The organism is Enterococcus sp. DIV0876 (genome assembly GCF_050529585.1).
Lineage (GTDB): Bacteria > Bacillota > Bacilli > Lactobacillales > Enterococcaceae > Enterococcus_D.
Map to the genome: position 1 here is coordinate 2,003,289 of NZ_CP172882.1, position 18,236 is coordinate 2,021,524.

Annotated in this window: 16 protein-coding genes; 2 read left to right on the forward strand and 14 right to left on the reverse strand. The window is 34.7% G+C overall.

Annotated features, from left to right (window positions below; translation table 11 throughout):
• Positions 1 to 54: 54 nt before the first annotated feature.
• The gene (locus tag IGI41_RS09305; RefSeq protein WP_430609515.1) at positions 55 to 489 is read right to left on the reverse strand and encodes a GtrA family protein; all 435 of its coding nucleotides are present in this window, start codon (positions 487 to 489) and stop codon (positions 55 to 57) included.
• Positions 490 to 608: 119 nt separating this feature from the next.
• Here IGI41_RS09305 and IGI41_RS09310 point away from each other — a divergent pair, with 119 nt between their 5' ends.
• Positions 609 to 1,418 (forward strand): DUF1189 family protein, encoded by an 810-nt coding sequence (locus IGI41_RS09310; protein ID WP_430609516.1) that lies wholly within the window; start codon positions 609 to 611, stop codon positions 1,416 to 1,418.
• A 74-nt stretch (positions 1,419 to 1,492) separates the two neighbouring features.
• A complete protein-coding gene (locus IGI41_RS09315; protein WP_430609517.1) occupies positions 1,493 to 2,446 on the forward strand; it encodes a phosphoglycerate dehydrogenase in 954 nt (317 codons plus the stop codon).
• Positions 2,447 to 2,490: 44 nt separating this feature from the next.
• Here the strand turns inward: IGI41_RS09315 and IGI41_RS09320 are convergent, their stop codons facing one another.
• The 13 genes from IGI41_RS09320 to IGI41_RS09380 all read right to left on the reverse strand — a co-directional run bounded on the left by IGI41_RS09320 (position 2,491) and on the right by IGI41_RS09380 (position 17,848).
• Positions 2,491 to 3,435 carry a glycosyltransferase family 2 protein gene (locus tag IGI41_RS09320; protein ID WP_430609518.1) on the reverse strand — a complete coding sequence of 315 codons (945 nt, stop codon included), beginning with the start codon at positions 3,433 to 3,435 and terminating at the stop codon, positions 2,491 to 2,493.
• A gap of 55 nt (positions 3,436 to 3,490) precedes the next feature.
• Entirely contained in the window at positions 3,491 to 3,790 is a 300-nt protein-coding gene (locus tag IGI41_RS09325; RefSeq protein WP_430609519.1) for a HesB/YadR/YfhF family protein, read from the reverse strand.
• An 11-nt stretch (positions 3,791 to 3,801) separates the two neighbouring features.
• A complete protein-coding gene (locus tag IGI41_RS09330; RefSeq protein WP_430609520.1) occupies positions 3,802 to 4,467 on the reverse strand; it encodes a potassium channel family protein in 666 nt (221 codons plus the stop codon).
• 87 nt (positions 4,468 to 4,554) lie between these two features.
• Positions 4,555 to 5,184, reverse strand: a complete 630-nt coding sequence (locus IGI41_RS09335; protein WP_430609521.1) for a response regulator — start codon at positions 5,182 to 5,184, stop codon at positions 4,555 to 4,557.
• Positions 5,185 to 5,187: 3 nt separating this feature from the next.
• Positions 5,188 to 6,255: a sensor histidine kinase gene (locus IGI41_RS09340; RefSeq protein ID WP_430609522.1), complete on the reverse strand. Its 1,068-nt coding sequence runs from the start codon at positions 6,253 to 6,255 to the stop codon at positions 5,188 to 5,190.
• Positions 6,252 to 6,983, reverse strand: coding sequence for a cell wall-active antibiotics response protein LiaF (gene liaF, locus IGI41_RS09345; RefSeq protein ID WP_430609523.1), 732 nt, complete (start codon positions 6,981 to 6,983; stop codon positions 6,252 to 6,254). The genes IGI41_RS09340 and liaF overlap by 4 nt, the downstream gene beginning before the upstream one ends.
• A gap of 159 nt (positions 6,984 to 7,142) precedes the next feature.
• Positions 7,143 to 7,622, reverse strand: a complete 480-nt coding sequence (gene greA, locus IGI41_RS09350; RefSeq protein ID WP_430609524.1) for a transcription elongation factor GreA — start codon at positions 7,620 to 7,622, stop codon at positions 7,143 to 7,145.
• Between the two features lie 114 nt (positions 7,623 to 7,736).
• Positions 7,737 to 9,086: an endolytic transglycosylase MltG gene (mltG, locus tag IGI41_RS09355; RefSeq protein ID WP_430609527.1), complete on the reverse strand. Its 1,350-nt coding sequence runs from the start codon at positions 9,084 to 9,086 to the stop codon at positions 7,737 to 7,739.
• Between the two features lie 143 nt (positions 9,087 to 9,229).
• Positions 9,230 to 11,524 (reverse strand): CDP-glycerol glycerophosphotransferase family protein, encoded by a 2,295-nt coding sequence (locus IGI41_RS09360; RefSeq protein WP_430609528.1) that lies wholly within the window; start codon positions 11,522 to 11,524, stop codon positions 9,230 to 9,232.
• 40 nt (positions 11,525 to 11,564) lie between these two features.
• Positions 11,565 to 14,084 carry a CDP-glycerol glycerophosphotransferase family protein gene (locus IGI41_RS09365; RefSeq protein WP_430609529.1) on the reverse strand — a complete coding sequence of 840 codons (2,520 nt, stop codon included), beginning with the start codon at positions 14,082 to 14,084 and terminating at the stop codon, positions 11,565 to 11,567.
• Between the two features lie 31 nt (positions 14,085 to 14,115).
• Positions 14,116 to 14,850, reverse strand: a complete 735-nt coding sequence (locus IGI41_RS09370) for a WecB/TagA/CpsF family glycosyltransferase (RefSeq protein WP_430609530.1) — start codon at positions 14,848 to 14,850, stop codon at positions 14,116 to 14,118.
• A complete protein-coding gene (locus tag IGI41_RS09375) occupies positions 14,840 to 15,988 on the reverse strand; it encodes a CDP-glycerol glycerophosphotransferase family protein (protein ID WP_430609531.1) in 1,149 nt (382 codons plus the stop codon). Before IGI41_RS09375 ends, IGI41_RS09370 begins: the two co-directional genes overlap by 11 nt.
• Before the next feature lie 159 nt (positions 15,989 to 16,147).
• A complete protein-coding gene (locus IGI41_RS09380; RefSeq protein WP_430609532.1) occupies positions 16,148 to 17,848 on the reverse strand; it encodes a hypothetical protein in 1,701 nt (566 codons plus the stop codon).
• Positions 17,849 to 18,236 lie beyond the last annotated feature (388 nt).

An 18,236-nucleotide genomic window follows, 5' to 3' on the forward strand; every position in this document is an offset into this window, starting at 1 on the left:
ACATTATCAGAGAATGGGCCTTTGTTCAAAAAATATGCTTACTTTTTCTCTACTCTATTGTCGATTGTCGCCAAAGACCCAAAACTTGCTGAAAAGATAATTTGCTAATACAACTACGATTTGAGTCACGATTTTAGCTAAAAAATCACCAGTCGTTAGCACAGAAATCATGATATACATACACAACATATCAAGCCCCAATGAAAGAACCCTGAAAAAAATAAACTTAGCAAAGGATGTCCATGCTTCTTGCCGATTTGTGTTTTTGGCTTCGAATACCCATATTTTATTTGTGAAATAAGCAAATAAAACGGATACCGCCCAAGAAATAACATTGGCCAATTGATAATAAAGACCAAAAAAATTGCGACATAATAGGTAAACGACGATATTAACAACTGTTGTCAAGCCGCCAAAAAATAAGTAAGTGAGTGGTTCCCACATTTTTTTCTCTTTCAATAACTGTTTTAGTTCATCATATTTTTGCATACGTACTGTGTTCCTCCTATGATAATTTCAATTCTCATGTTTTTCTGTGAATGCCTTGTAATCTGCTTGTGCCTTCGTTACAATTACTCTAGTTATACCACAAAGGAGTTATTCAATATATGACATTCACACAAATTTTAAAAGCTGCCTTTTTGCATATTCCCCACCTAAAATTTGTCAGTAAAGCAGACTTTTCAAAAGTGATCACTATTTTGCTTGGGGCGACACTGCTATTGGCCATCCCGACAACCCTTCAAGTGATTGATATTTTTCGAGATGTACAGGCTGACAGTCAAGAAATTGCCCAAACCATTCCTGATTTTACCATCGTTGATGGTCAATTACATACAGCTGATGATGCAGAAGGATTTATTTATCAAACCAATTCAATTATCTTCACCTTTGACCCGCAAGGCAAACGTAATGCAGCTGATATTGCTGCAGATGTCACAGGTTCAACGATCGCTGTTGGTTTGTTGAAAGATCAACTGATCATCCACATGCCTGCTTCTGGACTCTCTAACTCACTTCTGGACTCAAATCAGCTTGATTTTGATTATAGTGAGCCAGCGTTGAAAAATATCAATGGCACTGCCATTAGAGAGGCTCTGTCGAATCGCTCGATTCCTTGGCTGATCAAAATCGTTGTCTTTATCGTTGCACTATATCCAACATTTCTTAATTTGCTCATCACATTACTAATGGGCACGTTTATTGCCACAATTTACACCAAATTAAAATTATTTCCGTTTACTTTTTTTGAAAATCTAAAGATCCTGATCGTAAGTGCGGCACTTCCCAGTTTAATGAGTGTATTTGTTCAACTCATTCTGCCATCTTTTGATAGCTCAACCTTCATTTTGTTTGCTTCTTTATTTTTGTTTACACAAGGTGTTAAAAATACACCTAAACTAGATATGAATCATTAAAGAGGACCATGTTCAAACTTTTGGACATGGTTTTTTTGGGCTTGTCTGATACACTTAAAACAGGAGGAATGATGATGACTAAAATAATTTTAGCAACGAGAACATTTAAAGAAACGTTTTATCAACAAATCGAATCAATCGTACCCGACTATCAATTCGTTGTCGATGATGGACAACAATCAATCAACTGGTCACAAGTAGTCATAACGATTGGCTGGAAGTCTGCTTGGGAAAAACATTTATTGACTGAAGAAAGCAATTTGAAGTGGGTGCAAGCCATCTCAGCGGGTGTCGATACTTTGCCCTTAGCTTCATTTGCACAGCGTCAGATCCTCGTTTCAAACGGCAGCGGCATCCATGCCCAGTCGATCACTGACCATTTGCTTGCATTACTCTTTATGGAGAATCGTGGCATTTTTGAAGCGATCCATTTACAACAGCAGCACAAATGGGCACCAGACGACATTCCTTATGCAACGTTAGCGGACAAACGGATTTTGATTGTTGGCACCGGCCAAATTGGCCAACAATTAGCCAAAGCCCTGACATTTTTCGGTGTTCAGCCGATTGGCATCAATACAAGCGGTCATCCAGTTGATGGCTTCACTGAAACGTATGCCCTCAACGACTTGTTTGCACAATCGCGTTTAGCTGATTATGTTATCAATATTTTACCACTAACAAAAGAAACGACTCACCTGTACAACCAAGACTTCTTTGATCAATTAAAGGCCACTGCCTCATTTTACAATGTTGGTCGTGGACCTAGTGTAGATACCAAAGCCCTTGCGGAATCATTAAAGGCTAAACAGTTTGCATTTGCAGCATTAGACGTCTTTGAAGAAGAACCATTGCCGAACAATGATCCCTTGTGGTCTGTCGATAACCTATTGATCACTCCGCATATTTCCGGGCATACACCACACTTCCAAAAAGCTTTCATGGAAATATTCCTGGAAAATTTGGCTTCTTTCGTTAAACAAGAAACCCTGACTAAAAATGAAATTGATTTATCCAAAGGATATTAAATGAAAAGAAGGTCTATCAAACCAACATCTGATAGACCTTCTTTTTATGTGCGATCCTTTTGATCTTGTTCTGTTTCTTTCAAAAAATACAGTGGTCGATGTTTTGTTTCCAAAAATATCTTGCCAATATACTTACCAATAATCCCCAAGCAAAGCAATTGTAACCCGCCTACGAATAAGACGATACTCACCATGGAAGGCCAGCCCGTGGTTGGATCCCCCAATAGAAATGTACGAATGATGATAAAAATCATCGCAATCCCGGATCCAAGACAAGAAAATGCGCCGATGAATGACGCAATATTCAAAGGTGTATCTGAAAAATTGACAATGCCATCAATAGAATATTGGAATAATTTCCAGAAAGACCACGATGTTTCTCCAGCCACGCGTTCAATATTATCATACGCAATATATTCAGTTTCAAAGCCAACCCAACTAAAGATTCCTTTAGAAAATCGGTTATATTCCGATAATTGCAAGACCGCATCAACCATATTTCGTCTCATTAAACGAAAATCTCTAGCCCCATTGACTAATTGCGTATCGGCGATCTTATTAATGACATGATAAAAGTTATTTGAAAAAAAACTTCGGATTTTAGGTTCTCCCTTACGATCCGCTCTTCTTGTCCCTATACAGTCCAATTCAGGCTTTTGATTTAATCGTTCAAACATTTCCGGCAAAAGCGTCGGAGGATCTTGCAGGTCTGCATCCATCACGGTAACAAAGTCACCTTTGGCTGCTTGCAAGCCTGCATATAATGCTGCTTCCTTACCAAAATTTCTTGAAAAGGACAAATAACGTACACTCTCTGGATTTTTTTTGAATAAATCACGTAAAACCGTGAGTGTCTGATCTGAAGAACCGTCATTAACAAAAATATACTCAAATGGCATGTTTACTAACGGTCTAACTTTCTCCGTCTCTGCAAAAAAAAGAGGTATACTTGCTTCTTCATTAAAACATGGAACAATTATCGATAACATTTATTCATCTCCTGCCAACACAAATACTAAATGTAAACTTATTTTAACATAAATTTTATTTATTTGTTTCTATAAAATCGTAACTCGGTTCATCGAGTTTGGCATCATAATCTACCGCCAAATCATATCCTTTGAAGAACCATTCATCTGTTTCGTCGATAAAAAATAACAGATCGTCAATCTTTTTTTCAACAATTGTCCGCTCAGGTTTATCTACTGACATCCCAACCGAGAAACCATCATGGACTTGCGTTTTTCCATAAATTTTACCGAAAAAGCGAACACCACGTCCTTCATCTACAACCAATTCTTTTTTGAACCAAGTCAAAGCTTCTGGGGTCACTGTTAATTCCATTTTCTTCACTCCTAATCATTCATGTGTTCATCAAGGATATCAACATCATCCGTATTACCAATAACCAGCAAATTGTCATTTTCTCGTACGATCGCATCCGCTGCTGGCGAGACGATGACTTGTCCTGGACCACGACGTATTGCCACCACAGTCAAGCCATATTTTTGACGAAAATTTAAATCTTGTAACGTTTTGTTGAAAAATCTTGGGTTCGAGACACGAATCTCAGCCAAAGAGAATTCATCAGATAATTCGATATAGTCCAAAATATTCTTGGAGACCAAATTATGCGCGATTCGAATCCCCATATCTCTTTCTGGATGAACCACACGATCCGCACCAAGCTTCTCTAATACTCGGGCATGGTATTCATTTTGGGCTTTGGCTAAAATATTTGGCACACCCATTTCCTTCACCATCAAAGTCACCAAAATACTGGCTTGAATATCTTCACCGATTGCCACGATCACGTGATCAAAATTGCGGATCCCCAATGAGCGCAAGGTCATTTCATCTTGCGCATTGCCGACAACTGCATGTGTGGCAATATTCATATACTCGTTGACCCGATCTTCATTACTGTCGATGGCCAGTACTTCTTGTCCTGATTCTATCAAGGTCCGGCAGATACTGCCACCAAAACGCCCTAGTCCGATAATTGCATAATTTTGTTTCAACACAAAACGCTCCTTTATATGACAAATCAATTCTAAGTATAACAAAAACCTCCTCGACTGACCATGAGGAGGTGCTTGAAGTAATCGTTATTTGATCAACCCATGTTTAAAGGCATAAATTGTTGCTTGAGTACGGTCTTCTACTTCTAATTTTGACAAAATATTCGAGACATGGGTTTTGACTGTTTTTAATGTAATAAACAATGCATCGGCAATTTCTTGGTTGCTGCGGCCTTCTGCTATCAAAAGCAGCACTTCTTGTTCCCGATTGGTCAAATCATTGTGTAGAATCGGGGTGCGATTGGTCAAACGATCCATCATCTTTGTGGTCACTTCTGGTTCCAAAACCCGTTCTCCTCGTTGTGTAGCCCGAATCGCCTCCGCAATCTCATGGGCCGTTGACGTCTTGAGTAAATAACCAGCTGCCCCCGCTTCAATCGCCGGGTACACTTTCTCATCATCAATGAAACTTGTCACAATAATGATTTTGGCTTCCGGCCACTCTTTCAAAATGGCTTTAGTAGACTCTATACCATCCATTTCATCCATCACAAGATCCATCAAAATCACATCTGGCCGCAACGCCATGGCTTTCTCATAACCGATACGCCCATTTTCTGCTTCACCGATCACTGCTATATCATCCTGGATCGATAAGTAAGATGACACCCCCAAACGTACCATTTCATGGTCATCTACTAACAACACTTGAATCATTTCTTACGCCTCCTTCAACAACGGTACTTTGATTTCAATACTTGTTCCTTGCGTTTTAAAACTAATGATTTTTAATGTGCCGCCAACTGCACTGATTCGTTCACGAATATTCATCAATCCATAGCTGCCAGCTTTCTGACTCTCAGTATCGAAGCCAACGCCGTCATCGATGACCCGTAACAAAACATTGTTATCGATGCGATGCAGATAGACTTCTAATTCATCTGCTTTGGCGTGCCGCAGTGTGTTGGATAGTAGTTCTTGGATCACTCTAAACAGCTGATCTTCAATTGAGCTTAGCATAGTAAACTCTTCAATATCCCATTTTAAGGAAATTTTTATCTTTGTTTCTAACTCTTTTAATAATTGCTCAATTCCTTGTTTCAATGTTTTTCCTTCGAGGGTCACTGGTCGCAGATGCAGCAGCAATGCCCGCATTTCTGATTGAGAAGCATTAATAATATCAGTTACCATAGCCAACTGCTTTTTTTGACTCTCTGGCGCGTCCGTGCGAATTGCCTGCTCATTCAATGCAGACATCATCATCATTGCTGCAAATAATTGTTGCGAAACAGAATCATGCAGTTCTCTAGCCAAGCGATGACGTTCTGCTTCTAAAATTTGTTCTTTGGTTTGACCATCCACAAATTGTGGTCTGGCATTTAACTGCTGCAGCTCAAGTGATGTTTGTTTCATTTTTTCTTGGATACTTTTGATATCATGATCGACATCTGCAATCAACCGATTTTCTGGTGCATGGGGAATTTCCATATCTAACAAAGGACTATCAAAATTGCCGCTTGCCAAAAGACGTAGTTTCTCTTCGACCGGCCCATACTGACGATTACGGAAAAAAGAGATTGATATAAATACCAATAGTCCGATCAGAAAAGAAAGAACCAAGACATGAAATACGATTGGAATAAAAAACAACTTGATTTGAAAGACTTCTAGTAACCAATTTTGTTTGCCACTGGCATATAAGTATGAAAAAAGCATAAAAATCAGCATAAAAAAACTGGCTATACCTGAGTAAAAAGCAATCATGCCTCTTGAAAATTTAGTGATCATACACGTATCACCTCTAAATCACCAACGATCGTATTCGTTAATATTTTCAAACGGCGATGGTTTTCACTGTAATCTGGGCTATAGATCGTGACTTTTTCATTCCTTAAGCCTGTTTCTTCACCTTCAAAAATCACATTGCCGATAAATGTACTGTGTTCCAATTTGATGGCAACGCCAGAAGGCACCAATATTCTTGTGCGGCCAAATCCTTTTCGCACAATAACGGCATTCTCTTTCTTAGGTAACAATGTATTTCCTAAGTCAATGATCGTATCACCGGTCAAAATATTCAAGTTGACATCATCCCATTCATACACTTGACTACCTATCCGTTCATTGCCGATCCATTGCTGTTTTGTTTTTTGGGGATGGTTCGTTTTAGGTTCTTGTGTTTCAACAATGATCATCTGCTTTTTGCGCCAAAATGAGTGCTTGGTAAAATCAACACCTGTCAGTTCAACACCTTTTAAGCCAATAAATAAAATAGCGAAAATCAGCATCAACCATAACGCAGGACTATTGACCAAACTGATAAAAATAGCGATCAATCCAGAGACCATCAAAAAATTTGTAAAATTACTTTTTTGTTCTCGTCGTTGAACAAATACCAAACAGAGTGTCCCGATGATCAGCAAAGTGAGCAACGGCGGATTTGATATGATTTGCCAAATCGCAAATAGCAAAAGCAACGCTTCGACGACGAAGAAAAAACGCCAAGGACTTTTCATGTAAGTTCCTCCTCCTAATGGTTCTCTCTTATCATAACGGATAAACCGCATTTGTCCATCCGTCTATGGTCCGAAAAAAAACCCTGACAGCTCTAATTCTCTGACTAGAGAAAGAACAGCAGGGTCCAATCATTCATAGGGTATTTCGCTGTCAATAAATCAGCTGTTTTTTACTTCGGTGATTTTCACTTGCATATCGCCGCCAGGTGTTGAAATCGTCACTTCATCGTTGACTTTCTTGCCAATCAAAGCACGAGCGATGGGTGAATCGTTAGATATTTTACCAGAAAATGGATCTGCTTCTGCGCTGCCCACGATCATATATTCTTCTTCATCGCCATCAGGCAATTCAACAAAAATCACAGTTTTTCCGATCGTGACTTCGTCTGAATCAACACCATCATTGTCGATGATTTCAGCGAAACGAATCATTGTTTCTAACGTGGTGATACGGCCTTCCACAAAGGCTTGTTCATCTTTGGCTGATTCATACTCTGAGTTTTCCGATAAATCGCCAAAACTACGCGCAACTTTGATGCGCTCGATAATTTCCCCGCGTTTTACCGTTTTCAATTCTTCTAATTCTTGTTCTAATTTTTCTTTGCCTTCAAGTGTCATTGGATAAACTTTTTCTACCATAACTATTTCTCCTTCTAGTAACTTCTAATAAACCGCAAAAGGTAATCTTTTGCGAATAGTCCACAAAAGATTACCATGCTTTTTTTTAAATGTAAACCATTAACTGATGAAAAATCAATTTGATGTATTATTGACGTGTTCTTCCACCAATTGCATATGTTGATCATAGGTTTGTGCAAAATACACTTCTTGTGTTTGGATGTCAGCAACGAAATAATAATAATCATTTGCCGTAGGCTCCAACACCGCTTGAATCGCTTGCTCACTCGGATTGTTGAAGGGACCAGGACCATACCCTGTATTTGTATATAAATTGTATGGCGAGTCCACAGCGGTATCCTCATAGGTCACCAACTCTTTATGTTCACCTAATGCATACAAAATTGAGATATCCGACTGCAATGGCATATCTATAGCCAAGCGATTGAAGAATACTTGGGCAATATTTTTACGGTCTTCTTCTTTGCTGCCTTCTTTTTCAACCAAGGAAGCCAAAGTCAACACTTCTTGAACAGTCATTTCTTTTTGAGCGATTTGATCATAATACTTCGACATCACAGCATTCGATTTCTCAACCATTTGCGTAACGACGTCTTCTAAGGTGTTTCCGGTATAATAATCATAGGTTGCAGGGAATAAATAGCCCTCTAGTTTATAACGTACACCTTCCGCATCAGCTGCACTGCTTAACAGCTCAGGATAAGCTGTCTCCATTTTTTCAAAGAATTCATCACTTTCCATCAATGCCAAGAAATCCTCTTTAGAGATATTGGTGGCTTCCGCTAAAGCATCTCCTATTTGATCGACATCATAGCCCTCTGGAATCGTTACCTTGGCATCAGAAGTCACTGAGCCTTCCCCATTTTGCAGCATCGTACTGATCTCATCTAAAGTCATACTTGGAGAAAATTGATAATTTCCGGCTTGAAAACCCGTCAGATTATTAAATTTTGTATAATAGTTGAAAATCATGCCGCTTTTGATGACATCATCTTCTTCCAAAATTTCCCCAATGGCTTTATTAGAAGAGCCGCTTGGAATCTCCACAGCTATGGTTTCTTTGTTACTGGCATCTAATGGTTGCAAGCCAGAGGTCACATAACGATAGACCGAAAAGCCTAGCACACCGCCGATGACCAACAATGCAAGAACAACGATCAAAACAATTCGGTTCACGATCCGATCCTCTTTTTTGCGTTGCATTTTGCGACGATTGGCGGATCCTTCCGTCACAACCGATTTTTCTGATGAAGTGGAACGTCTTTTTGTACTGGATTGCCGTTCATTTTCTGTTGAACGATTGCTTCTATTTTCTTTTTTCATATTTGACCCAATCTCCTGTTGCGTATGAATCGATTGATTCTCTAACCCACCGTCATGTGATTCTTGGTTTGGCTGAGGACGCTTCAAAGCACTAAGTACTTCGTCTTTAAAGGATTGCTCCTCTGGATGTTGTTTACTCAAAACAACTCCTCCTAACTTTCGTAATACTGGCTTGTACCATTATACACGAAAGTTAGGGGGAGTGGAACAAAAATTATACTGTGAAAAAACCATTTAATAGATTCTATATCTATTATAAATATATTCCTAAATGTACATTGTCTTTAAAACAACGAATTCCAAATGTCTACACTTTTATTATTGTAATCATCAAAATTATAATACTTTGTTTTATTTAAAGGAGATTTTATAAACTCAAGCATTCCTTGGTAAATCCCTTCTTCAGAGTTTGAGACTACGGTAACATTCATGTCAGGCTTTAAATTTTCAGTAGTTTCAGGAATATTTGTCATAATTACCGGTATACCAATAGAAACAGTTTCAAAAACAACCATCCCTAAACCTTCATAACGACTGCCAAATATTAATGCATCCGATTTTCTAACCAGATTAAATGGTTCATTTAAGTTATCAAACAAATAAATCTGATCAGAACATATGGTACTTCTTGCTTGATCAAAAATTTTTTGTTTGTCTGGTCCATATGATCCGACTAAAATCAACCTAGTATTTTTATTCGCTAATTTTTCAAAAGCCGAAATAATTCTATCAAACCCTTTTTGGGATGAAAATCTTCCTACACTTATAAATACAATAATATCGGAATCATCAAAATCATTTTTTAACGTAGCTGGAATTTTTTCTGAAAGTGCATATTCCGAGGATTTTTGAATATTATCAGTGTCAATTATCATATTCATTACTACTGTATTGGATTCAGGATTAATTGCCTTAATTTTTTTTTCGATTTCTCCGGTGACACATACCACGTGATTCGCTGAACCATATGCATCTTTTAATATATGTTGAGATAAACTTTTATTTACACCAAATTCTTTTTCCATATCAGTATGAACAAAAATAAAAGTTTTGATCCCCAACTTCTTTAGGCTTCCCATCCAAATAGCATAGGACCTATCAAACCCAGGATAGTGAATAAAAAATTTGCAATTTAAATTAGGAAACAGGCGATTGAATTCCCGTGTATATAAGCGATCAATCTTGTCTCCTCTATTTGCAAAACGTTTCGTGTACATAATTAAAGCTGCTAGTTCACTATACTCGTATTGTAATTTTTTTACTTGTATAAATGTGAACACGCCTTCTGGAAAGCAACTTAATATTCTTAAAGCATCCGTTGAGAGTGTTCCTTCTTGCCAAACTAATATATAGTTTCTATCTTCTAAATTAACTTTTTTAAGGAGATTTAATAAGGAAAATGTAATCCCGTTTGCTTTTAACTCTGAAACATATATAAGCACATTATCTAAACCATTCCAATTATCATAAACTTTGATATGACTATTTTCGATACCTCTCATCAAAAATTTTAAAACTAGCTCACATCCATTTGAACAATCCATACTATTGTACTCATCATTTACATTATCGTAAGTGGATATAGATGGGCTTCTCATAAGATGTAAAAGTTCTTGAATGCCTTGTGCTTTTTCAAAAGGCAATGTAACCGGATCAAAATAAAATCCTCTTTGATTAAAATACTCTTGCTCATCAAAACTAAACAAAATAATTTTTCTTTTCGTTACAGAGAAATCAAACATGATAGAAGAATAATCAGTAATTAGAACCTCAACAGTCTGTAAAAATGTATAAACGTTCTCATTTATAGGAAATTTTTTTATTCTTTTAAAATCACTCCATTGAATATTATATAAACTTTCTTCAAATGGATGTAATTTTAGATAAAATTCTTCGTTTTCTGACAAACTATCATCTATATACTTTAAATGATTTAAAAAATCATTTGAAATTGTAATGTCTTCGATTTGATTTCCACGCCAAGTTGGCATATAAAGGAACCTTTTTTTTTGAATCTTATCATTTTTGAATAAAAGACTATTTCTTGGTGAAGGTGCGACAACAATTTGATTTTGTACGATCTTTTCTATACCAAAATCTTTAATCAGAACGTTCTTTGTAAATTCATTACTTACAAAAATTTGATCTGCAGAGGCTAAATTTCTTTGAATATTCCCATATCCTTGTAGCCCAATGCTTTTCCCAAGTTTCTTTAAAGGAGTTCCATGCCAAAAAATATAATATTTTTGACCCTTTCTTTTGCTGAAGAAGCTCCAAAAACTAGTATCATTAAAAAGATATTCGCTTGTAGCTAATAAATCCAAATACTGTAAGCTCATATGTTCAACGATGTTTGGTTCAAATGCCTTATCAAAGTCAACACCTTTTTTTAAAGCGATATAAACCTTAAACTCAGGGTAATCTTTTATCAACACTTTAGCCAAAGAAAAAATATGACCAGAAATCTCTCTTCCATGGGTACCTTCTAACAAAATAGTTTTTTGTTTTATCTTTTTTTTTCTTTGTTTTAAATAAAATGACTCTTTAGGATGCATTAAATAATTTACTAACTGAGCCATAAAAAAACTCCTCTACATTCTGGATTTCCAATTATTCTAGCTAACAAATGATTCTGTAAAATTGCTCTACAGCTTCTTCATTATATTTTACAAAATCAAAATCATTACTAGTAATTTTTCCATCTATATATTTCAACATAGCTGAAGCAATTTCATCTGCGTTATTTTCTACTAAAGAGTTTGGGTAATTTTTCAGAACAGATGTTATACCTGGTACTCTGGTACCGATAACAGGTTTTTTTAGAATCATAGCTTCTATTAAAGCCAAACCTTGCCCTTCGTAATTTGAAGGAAAAACAAAACAATCACACATATCGATAAGCGGAATTGGATTGTCTAAAAACCCGTAAAATGTGATTTGATTTTCTAGGTTTTTTTCTTGAACATAATTGATCAAACTTCCTGCAATAGGACCATCACCAACTATATATAGTCTAGCATTTTCATTCAATTGATAAACCTTTTCAAATGCATCTATCAAAGTAAAGTGATTTTTTTCGGGAGATAATCGAGCGACATTAATAAATTTAATTTTTTCAGGATCAGGCGGTATGATAGCAGATATTTTTTGAACATCAAAAATATTGATTGTTTCTTCGTAACCTAATCTCTTTTTGCCATCTACAGACGATACAATTAAATTACCATTATTGATTTTCTTATATTCATCAGTTTTTGCTAATATCTCTTCCCCATTGATTGTGTTGTTAACAAATTCCATCTTAGAGCTATCAACACCAAATGGTTTTAAATCAATTTGATTTTGCTCATTTGCACTTTCCGATACAGATACGATTTTGTCAAAAAGATTATAAGCGCTGAAAATAACTTTTAAGTTCCATCTATGCTTATACTTATTTCCATTCATTTTATTGTATTCTTCTAGCATCGTATTATGCAAAAATACTGTCTTTTTTTCGAAAGGAGATAACGCGATAAACAAATTATAAACTTTGTTATAGCCGCCAAAGTCAATACCAAATTTTGGTTTTAAATTTCCAAATAATCTTTTAAATTCCCATTCCACATCATTTTTCAAACTTTTTTTCGAAAGATACTTAAAATTGTAGCCACTATGATAATATAGATTTTGATTGTAAGTGCTTGTTAATGTTCTTACTGTATAGGAGAATCTGAACATCACCTTTGCCCGTGGATCAAGTTTTCTCAAGTTTGCTTCTTTTGAAGCATTCATCCTATCAGACTCTAAAACGATTAGTTCATATTTATTATAATTCAAATTTTTACTTAAGCTGATTAAAGAATTTGTGATACCGTTATTATAGAATCCGCCCCCATACATCACTATTACTTCCTTTTGAGAATCAAAAGAAACTGGCGTTATATTACTTTCATTCCCTAAAATAATATTCATTGCGTTCTCAGAGGAATTCCCCAAATCATTCGCACAAAATTCTTTTAGATAATGCTCAATCTGAGAAGAGTATTCTGCTATATATTTATTTTCTTCCATCAGTAATATCTCTTTTATATCGTTCAGATTATTTGATACATACCCAGGTAAAGAATCAATATTTAGATAAAAACCGCGCAGTTTTTCATAACTGATTTTATCTGGTATATAAAAATAAATTGGTTTTTGAAGAGGAAGAAAGTCAAAGAAAATACTTGAATAATCCGTAATTAGTCTATCTACAGATGCCAATAATTCATTGGTATCAACCCAGTTTGGCACCACTCTATCCTCGAATCCCATCTCAGTAAATTTATCATAAATAAAATAATGTGCTTTAAGCAGTACTTTATAATCCTCTGATAAACTATCTTGTATTCCATTTACCTCATCAAGCAAGGCCAATATATCTTGTTCTGTCGTTTGAGAAATTGATTTTTTCCAGGTAGGTGCGTATAAAACAATTTTTTTATCCCGAGGCAAATCATACTTTTTCTTAATTTCAATTGGATCTTTGAAAATGTTGTCCACCCTAGCATTTCCCGTGATATATACTTTTCCTTTATAAATACCATTTAAACCATGACTAGTTAATAATTTTTCTGCGGTAAAATGGTTAGGCATCAATAAGATGTCTGACTGCAACAAATTTCTCTGAATATTTTTATGAAGATTTATTCGAGAATTTTTAATATCTAGACCTAATGTTTTAAGTGGCGTACCGTGCCAAGTATTAATATATTTCTGACCGTCTTTCTTTATAAAATAAGGCATAAAAGAGGTATCATTAACAAGATATTCCGCCGTAGCTAAGATTGTATAGTACTTTTTACTTTCATATTTAATAAATTTTACATGTTCGTGCTTCTCTTTAATAAAAGAAATCATTGGATCTTCTAGGTCCTTGACGGCCCAATAATAGATTCCATCCGAATAATTATCTGCTAATTGATTGAAAATAGCATAAACATTACCGGTAAGATTCACAGCATGATAAGATTCAAATAAAAATGTATTCTTCTTTATATTATTGTTTTTGACTTTTTTATAATAATAAGAATTTTGCCTAAATCTTTTCTTTAATAACCACTCCCCTATAGGTTTTGCTGTAAAATTAAAAATATTTGAAATTTTGTTTTTATCCATTCTTACCATCCTTAAACTATCTTTGATTTCATCATTTATCTGAAGCACGCCAATTATATCTTAAACTTTTAAACAAAAATATAGGTACTTGAATTATACGTCCAATCCTCAATGGATCACTTAATGAACGGTAAAGCCATTCTAAATGTAAATCGATAAATATCTTTGGTGCTCTTTTCACGTGGCCACTTAACACATCAAAACTTCCACCAACATCTTGAAAGATTTTCACATCTAATCTATTTATATTTCTAGCTAACCATTGTTCTTGTTTAGGAAATCCTAATGCTACAAATAAAAAATCTGGCTTTTTTTGATTAATTATGGATACCACTTCCTCATCAGAAAGAGTTGTATAACCATCGATTGCACCAACGATTTTTATATTCGAATATTTTAGCCCCACTTGCCTCTTAGCATCTTCAAGAACATCGGGTTTTGCTCCATACAGAAAAATACTATTCTCATTATTATCTGCATATGCCAGTAATTTCAACATTAGGTCAAATCCAGCTACACGCTCTTTGATTGATCCCCCTGTTAATTTAGAAACAAATACTATACCAATCCCATCAGGAATCCGATGCGAGCTCTCTTCCAACAATGAAATAACATCAGGATACTCATTTGCATCCAAAACTATTTGAGGATTGACACTAATAATTGTCATTTTTCTGTTGTTTTCAATATAATGGGAAACATCACTTATAATATTTGCATAAGTAAGATTGTCAACTGGAATGCCCATTATTCGTTCAGTCTTCATATTGTTTATCAATCCATTCTATTAATTGGTCGGCAGCATGTCCTTGAACAAAAGTATTCCACAACGCATTAAATTTATCAAAAGTACAAGTATCATCTTCTTTTATTGCAGCAATAAGTTCATCTATACTTGTAACAATATACGGAGCAGCCCATTCTTTAAAATTCTTCTGCAAGCCCACGGTATTTTCATATTGTTCAAAATCATAACAATAGTAAATGATTTTTCCTTGTTTTCTTGCTAAAGAATATTCAAATGGGATCGACGAATAATCTGTTATCAAACAATCAATTTGGCCAAAAACTGTTGACAATGGAATATCCTCAGGAATTTGTTTCACGTTTGGAAGATGAGCTAATTGTTCTTTAAGCTTATGATCGTGGGGATGCAACCGAACATATAGTTGCCATCCTTCAGGAAATCGTCTTTGTATCTCATTCAAATCTACACCTAGTACCTCATTTTGATCACGATAAGTAGGCGCATATAATGCGATTTTTTCATTTATATGTTGGTTAGCAAATACAGTCGTCGAGCTTTTATACTCGCGAAAATACAAATCAGTAACTGGATAACCAAATGGCAGGACTGAATACTTGTTTAAGTAGCTATCACAAAAAATGTTGGCCATTTCTTCTGAACTAACCACGATATGTGTAAAACGATCGTACACTTTTTTATAACGATTTCTATCTGTCTCTGTAACATGTTCCGTATATTTTGCTCCAGCACCGAATGCTTTTATTGCTCCATTTGCATGCCACAATTGAACAACTTTAACTTCGTTTTCAAAATTAAAACCAGCCAAAATAGCAAAGTAATTGTCGCAAAGAATCACTTTTGCACTATTTAAAGCAGGAACAATCCGAGCATAGATATCTAGTAATGAATCTAAAGAATACGTCCGAATACCTTTTTCCTTAAAAGTATCTGCAAGAAATTTTGCTTCCTTAGTATAACAAATAATTAAGCGCTTGTTATACTTCTTCACTAGTTCATCTAATATGTACTCACTCGTGCTTGGAAAACTAAGCAAGAAAACAACATTTTCATTTTTTTTTCTTTTACCATAACCTAGAGTTCGTATGGGTAATAAGTAAAGTGTCTTCATCAAAGACTTAATATATTTTTTTAACATAATTCGCCTCTTTTTCACGCTAACTTATATTCTAACCGATATAAAGGAAAAAGAAAATATTTGTAACGAAACCGTCACATATTCCCAACACAAAAAACCAGGCCTACATAAGGTCTGGTTTTTTTCTATTATTGTTTAACGTTTTTTACATACATATCGTCAATTTAATAAGGTTTTTATAGATTTTTTTAAATAAGATATGATGATGATTATCCAAGCAAAGATCGGGAATATTAGCGTTAGCATGAAAAACCAAGGTACATGGTATGAGACGACAAGTTCATTTTCTCCAAGTCTTTGATCAACACTTACTACACCGATAGTACTAAGACTAAAATCGCCCTTTTCGAGTTTTCTTCCATTTAGTTCTAATTGTGTTCGCTCATATTTGATAATAGGAACTTTTATTTTTTCATTTTTACTGCCTTTCCAAAAAACATGAATCTCATTATTTAAAACTTTCTTTTCAAAATAACGATTTTTATTTATCACATCATTTCCATACGCATTATATTTACTGGATCGATCTTTTTTATAGAGTGGCAAATAGTCGGGAGCTGATTTTTGAAAGCTTTCTAATATTTTCTTTTTATCACTCGAAAACAACTGATTCTTCATTTTTTTCTCGTCATCAATAAAAATATATGAATGGACTCTCCTATTTACCGCTGTTTCACTATTATGCCAATCAATCATTTTGGTTGTATTTTCATAAGTTACTTGCATAAGAGATAAACCAAACAATAGCATCAAAAATACAGGTTTAGCTAATCTAATTTTAGACTCAGAAGATAGAATGAGCGCAAGACCTATTAACAGAAGCACTATACCAAAAATAACAAATCTGAATGGAAATTGTAAAAGGTCCAAAAATGGTACTCTTAACTTGGATAGCGTTGCCCATGGAAAAAAGTTAGTAGCTAGTATAGTAAAGATTGCTGTAATAAACCCAGTTATTTTCAAAAAAGGTGAAACTTTATAACGTTTGTCCAATAATATACAGAACAATATTGCAAATAAAATAGGTAAAAACCTTGGATATTTAATCCAATACGAACTATTCGCTGTGATTGTATTATTCTCCATGTGTTGGTTTAAAAACGGTGGTACAAGTTGATTAAAGCGATAAATGTCTAACATGTTCACCCAGACATTCATCGTAAGTAGTAAAAAGAGTCCAATGGCTACAAACAGTTTTTTTATCAATGATTTTTTATTTTTTGATTGAATAAACATATAAACGAAAAAACAAAAATAAATAAGGACTAGAAATAAAGCTGAAAGAACATGGATTTGAAACATCACACTAATAGAAATAGCTGTGCCTAAGCTACTTAACTGTTTCTTTTCCACAAGGTTGACCAGAGGGATCAAGCATAGTGGCAGTATGGCTGATGGCCATGCAGAAAGTCCTTGCTGATCAATCCAGTACTGAATTGGATAGGTAGTCATGAAAAAAATTCCCATCCCAGTTGCCAACCAACTATTGATATGTATCTTTTTTAAGAAGGTCAACATGGATAACCCTGACAATACATAAATCAAAAAATTAGATAAAACTTGATAGTGGAACCAAGATCTAGATATAAGAACCAAGAATCCTTGAAAGTAAGCAAAAACAGGACCGTACAGGGCATTTACGATCCTACCCGATTGTTGAAAACCATACATTGTAATAAAGTATTGAAAATTGCCATTTTTTATTTGTTCACTTGCATCATAAAAGCGATTGAAATGAAACATTGCATCAGAACCGATAACAAAACCTTTAAGATAGACCTGAGGGAAGACCAACAGTAAACTAGCAAACAAAATTAGTAATATTTGTAAAAAAAATTGACGTCTCTTTAAAAAATTCATTATATTAATCTCCTATATCCTATACATCTAATAAATGTAAAATTTATAAACAATAAATAATTCTTTTAATGAGCTTTCAATTTTAACTCAACACATTTAAATATATAGAAAACATTGACTAATATCAAATTTTAAATATAGTAATTATTTGTTTACTAATAGAATTATTAATTACAATAGAATTTAATTAATCTTTGATTAAAAATCAGATTAAATCTAACTTCAATACGAATAGAATCAAATAGTTATCTATTTTTTTCTAAAACTTTATGAATCTAATCTAAACAAAAATTCCTTATTTAGTTTTATTTCCTTTTTTCTTATTAGCATTACTAATACTTGAAAAATATACCATAAATTAAGAACCTGATCATAACGTGAATTTGTT